Raw genomic sequence first — 5,176 nt, forward strand, 5'->3', positions numbered from 1 at the left:
CATAGTGGTGAACGGAAACAAACTTGTGTAGTAGTTTAGGTATAACCTGACAGGCAGTAAAATAACAATAGACCTCTTAAGAAAACCTATTTCTAATGGCAATTTGGGTGTCGACACTTGTTTGTATGCCTACCTAAAATAGATTACGTACGCTCGAGGTACTCGATTACGCTTTTCATTAAAAATGGCTCATCAAAAATAGGTTTTTCAAGAGGTCTAATAGCTATAAATAGCTATAGGATGGAAGACATATTTAGAGTCCTGCGATTCACTAGTCCCATTCACCATCGGAATCAGAACTTGACTGACCTTCATCTTCACTATTATCATGGTTGCCAGTCATTTGCTGAGACCTATCTTGAAGTAATTTTGCCAAAATTTCAGGCAACGAAGCCGGTTTATGCGAGCTTTTCGGACTTAATGGACGATCTTGAGCATTTTTCAACTTTATACCTTCTTGGATTTGCTTTAACAAGTCATAATGAAGGCCAGAATGATTATTGTTATTGTCAGTTTTGCCTACTAGTGGTTGCTCATTTACATTAGGTAGCTTTTCAAGTGTCTTAAGCTGCTTAAGCTTTTCTTTAATTTCATCCTTGGATATTATATGATTGCCTGCTTCACCTACATTAGCTTCTTTAGATAGATTACTATTGTTCATTCCAACTTCGGGCCGTGATTGCATAGGCTGAAGTAGTGGACTAACTGTATTTGTATTCGAGATGAACGGTAGCGGTGGCGGCGGTGGTGGTGTTGGTACAGGTGATCCATTACTCCTAGTCATCGACAATGAGGGAAGTGAAACTGATTCTTGTCGAAATTGCGCTGTACCTGTTGTAGATGACTCACTAGTATGAGTGACCGAATTATTGTTATTATTGGTCAAACTAGCCCCTACACTGTTTTGAGCCTCAAGAAAATTTCTACTAGTGGGTGTAAGTGGAGGTGGTGAAAAGGGTAACAAAGTCTGACCAGAGCTGGGTGCTGGATTTAGAAGAGGTAGAATGGTTTTATTTGCCCCATTAACCTGATTAGATTCGACTACTACTGGTTCATTGATTATTGGATTAGGCTCACCATTTACAACCTGCGGATCACCATCAGTTTCATCTTTAGATTTATTCACCTCTTTTGTAGACCCATTCGCTTCTTTGGAAACTGGTGGTTGTGATGGCACTATAGCAGGAGTAGGCATAGCGGTATAAGAATAAAATGGCTGATAGAACTGTTGTGTATCTTTCGTTATAGATAATTTTAAATTGTCTAATTTGATTAGACGATAATAGCTTCCATAGTTAAGGTAGCAATAGACTGATGCATAACCTTCTAAGCGTAAACTTTTATCCTTATCTTGTGATTTTATATCTAAATCAAAGGCATCAGCTTTTAATTCATTGCCAACCAGTGAGGCAGGGCAGATTATGTATTCTTTTGTCTCTGCTACCGCTGCTTTGGCCAGCCATGTTGGGTCAGTTGCTAACATAGCTTTAACCAAATTAGCCAGGCTATTGTCGTCTCTAACTAATAAGAAACCTACCTGTTTAAGGCCTTGAAGTTTATCAGGAGATACACTGCCTGTAATCGATAGCCTGCTGCTAGCCAAGGTTAGGTCACCGGTAGAAGAGATATTAAACTTTTTATATAGATCTTTCTTAAACATCGTAGAGGATGTTATGCCATCTTCTGCAAAGATAGGTTTGTCGCCAAGAGGTGGCTTATAGCAAAATGCTACATTACTATGAAGCGTACTATGGGTGGATTGACTTAATTGGCTGGATAATAACGCAAATAAAGCAGGATCCATCTTTATCATACGGGAATCGGAAACAGTATCATAGCGCATATACAACTTACCTGACACCTCATCTTGCTCAGAAAGAGCAGTCCATCCGTCTTGGGATGGAAGCTTAACAAGAAGCCTTTCTTCGGTTTCAGGTACTACAAAAACACCACATGAAGCATCACCTAGATGTAGGTCTAGTAGTGTTGCCTGACCTGACAAAGATGTAACGCCTAATGCATAAAGTTCAGCTTTATCTAGCTTTTTAAACGCATTTGTTTCTAATGCATCATCTTTAGGTGGTAGACCATTAGGATCATTAACTTTATTTCCTAGATTATTTGCTGCTGAGACGACCGAATGGTTTATCTGATCTGTTGTTGCACTACTAGCACTACTATTGCTATTATAGAAGCTAGGACAGGCTTTGCCGCTAAATAAAATATAAGTGGCTGAAAAAATAAAACTTGGACTGATAAATCCTTTACGAATTGATGTAATGTTATTCAACTTATTGGCCATAATTGTTTTTTGCTTTTTCATATGTTTTTTATTATTTTTGTAAGCTCCTAAGCAAGAGTACCGCTATAGGCTATAAAAAGTATCTAAAGAAAACTAGGCTCTAGATTAAGCAAAATGCAAACAGATAGATTTTGAATACTTCACCTAAAGCACTAAAGTTTTGGCTAATCAAGGGTAATTGTTCGAACCACTTGAAAAAAGCATTACGGTGCAAGAATAGCCTATACTTAACTTAAAAGTAATAGATAGATGGTTGACTTTCTATAAAAGAAAGGCGATTACTATGTAACCGATCATCATCAATGGCTTGTTAATGGCTATACGCCAAGCAAAAATAACGCAAATTAATAGCTTGCTAGATAAAAGCTATAAAAGAATCAAGCACTATTTAGGCCATGCAAAAAAGCCCAAAGTATGATCATTTTGCTAACTTTTGCTATCACGATAACATTCGCTGCTACAAGCCTATTCTTAATGTTACTAAAAAAAAATGAAAAGACAAACGCACGCTACTATTATTCATAATCATACATAAAAAATCTTACACTGTATACAGTATCATTTGATTTAATAATAAAAATCACTAAAATACAGGGTCTTAATAATTTCATATTTTCTTATTCATTGCCTTTTCTTTATTTTTAAAGGATGACTTATACTAAACATACTATTGTTGTACTCTCTCTCCTATTATCTTTACAAGCCGGCAAATGCAGGCATGCTAAAGGTGGTGCACTTATACCTACTGCTAAAGCATGCTCCAAGGAAACAGATAATACAATAAAAAAGAATCATTTGTCTATTCCTGAATTTGAGCCCCAACTTAATCATAATGCTTATGGTATTGATGATATGGATAATGAGCCTTATAAGTATAAACCTAATCATAATCCTAGTTATGATAGGTATCAGCCTGGCACTGACAACGGCTCTGGTTATGACTCTGGTTATGAATCTAATGATGAGTCTAAGAGTATACCTACACAAACGATATCACCTTCACCTACTTCCGTAGATACTGATGCAGGTTTTTCTTTTAAAGAAGAAATCGAAGCCATGCGTAACAAAGCAGATAAGAGCAGAAATATTACATGGCATCTTTCAGGGGATAAATTAGAACGGGTAGTAGGAAAAAATTGTAATAGCCTATACGCCCTAGAAGATTACGTTGTTATAGCGCTCAACATATATCGTGCTGCAGAGAAAATATGCCTATTATATGGAAAAAATATGCCAGCAATTGCAAAGGATGCCCGTAGTTTACTTAGTTATTATGATAAATTTGTCCCTTATTATGATTATGAAAAAAACGCAAAAGAAGAAGAAGAAAACCATTGGATAAAGACAATAAAAAAGATAAACTATGAGGTTGTAGCTTTCTTAAAGAAACATGTATTTCCAACAGTCCCTCTAGAGGCTATAAACAAAAAACTAAGATTAGCAGAAAATTATGTTGGATTAGAAGATACACACTATGATGTTACTACTACATTTCATATAAAAGACCAAAAATTTGCCTTGGAGGATAAAAAAAATTTCCCACTAATAGAAAAACAGAAAGAAAAAATACGAAACAGAGCATCCGAACACTGGTTTAACCGTTTAGAGGAATTTGAAAAAATGTTATTTAATAGCTATGTAGATAAATTTTTAGATGATCAACACTATGTTCCAACCCAGCTTCGAGATATTATAGGATGTAGAAATGCATATCGAAAAAATGTTTGGAGTTATGATCAAAATAATAACAAGATCCTATTGGGCCATTATTACCACAGCGGATCATTGGCTTCACCTAATCCACGCAAAGATGATGCATCTATAAAGGCGGACCTTGAAATTACTCAACAGAATTGGGAACAAGTCCAGCAAGCAGCCAACGGTATAGTATGGCTATCCTTAAATCGGAATATGGGGGGGCAGGATATACCACTTCTTAAGAAATTGAGTGAAAAAAAGATTGTAGAAGATACACTCCAGACAGTAGGTTATGATCAATTTATGAATTTCTCCATCAATGAGCTATCAACCACACCTATCTTTAAACACTTAGTGGATAAGCTACCCAATCATCTACCAGCTTTTAACCAAAATCTTGATCAAAAGAAAGAATTAGAAGATCAAAAAAGGAAGAAGTATGGTAAGGCATTAACAAAGTTACAAGAAGCTGCTAAGCAATTGAACTTAACAAATTTATGGAAACAAAATACCAATACAAGCGATAATTACTTTGCCAATCTTGCTGCAAATTATGCGCTATGTAAGATACTATTGGGGGAAAATATGGGCATTAGTTGTAAAAGTGGCAAAGATAGAACTGGTATGTTGAGTTCTTGGATTGATTCAAAGATTATTCGCGCATACTATCCACTTTTAGATGCAAAGAATAGTCCAGTCTATAAACATCTAGTCTATTGTTGCCATTATCAACTTTTGGCTTCGATCAATGGAGGTATGCTGGGTAGGTTTGGTATGAAACCTGTGAAGAAAAATGCAGAAGCCTCCTGCTTGAGTAAACCACTCTTTTGTAAACCAGCAACTTTAACAGACATCAAATTAGATACCAACCAAGAAGGTCAAGAAGAGGGTATGGAGAAGAGTGATAAGGCACTATTTTTACCCAATCTCCATGCAGTCGAGGCTGCCTAACCTAAAATGTAGGCATTCACTACTCTTGCAGAACTGCAAAAAATGCCCCTTGTAAAATAGTTCTGATGGGCAAGAGCCCTTTACAGCTGAAATAAAAAAGTATCTGTTCATGACATTGGTAAAAAATGGATCTTTATTGTTACTTTTTTCTTGATAAAAAAGTAGCTTTCAAAAATTCATTTTTTACCAGTGTCATGAACAGATACGTTGACTTAGCTTAACCCT

The 5,176-nt window shown here is 36.1% G+C and carries 2 protein-coding genes; one reads left to right on the forward strand and one right to left on the reverse strand.

All coding sequences use genetic code 11. From position 1 onward, the window contains the following. Positions 1-271: 271 nt before the first annotated feature. Positions 272-2,323, reverse strand: a complete 2,052-nt coding sequence (locus MUW74_RS03385) for a hypothetical protein (protein ID WP_243517653.1) — start codon at positions 2,321-2,323, stop codon at positions 272-274. A gap of 627 nt (positions 2,324-2,950) precedes the next feature. Here MUW74_RS03385 and MUW74_RS03390 point away from each other — a divergent pair. Next, on the forward strand, positions 2,951-4,951 hold the full coding sequence (locus MUW74_RS03390; protein ID WP_243517657.1) for a hypothetical protein: 2,001 nt from the start codon (positions 2,951-2,953) through the stop codon (positions 4,949-4,951). The last annotated feature ends 225 nt before the right edge of the window (positions 4,952-5,176 follow it).

Origin of the sequence: Candidatus Cardinium sp. cBcalN2, assembly GCF_022810445.1 — a bacterium.
Lineage (GTDB): Bacteria > Bacteroidota > Bacteroidia > Cytophagales > Amoebophilaceae > Cardinium.

What these genes read in the sequence shown, in the direction of transcription:
- MUW74_RS03390 (WP_243517657.1), top strand. Translation starts at nt 2,951, where the DNA reads ATGACTTATACTAAACATACTATTGTTGTACTCTCTCTCCTATTATCT.
- MUW74_RS03385 (WP_243517653.1), bottom strand. Translation starts at nt 2,323, where the DNA reads ATGAAAAAGCAAAAAACAATTATGGCCAATAAGTTGAATAACATTACA.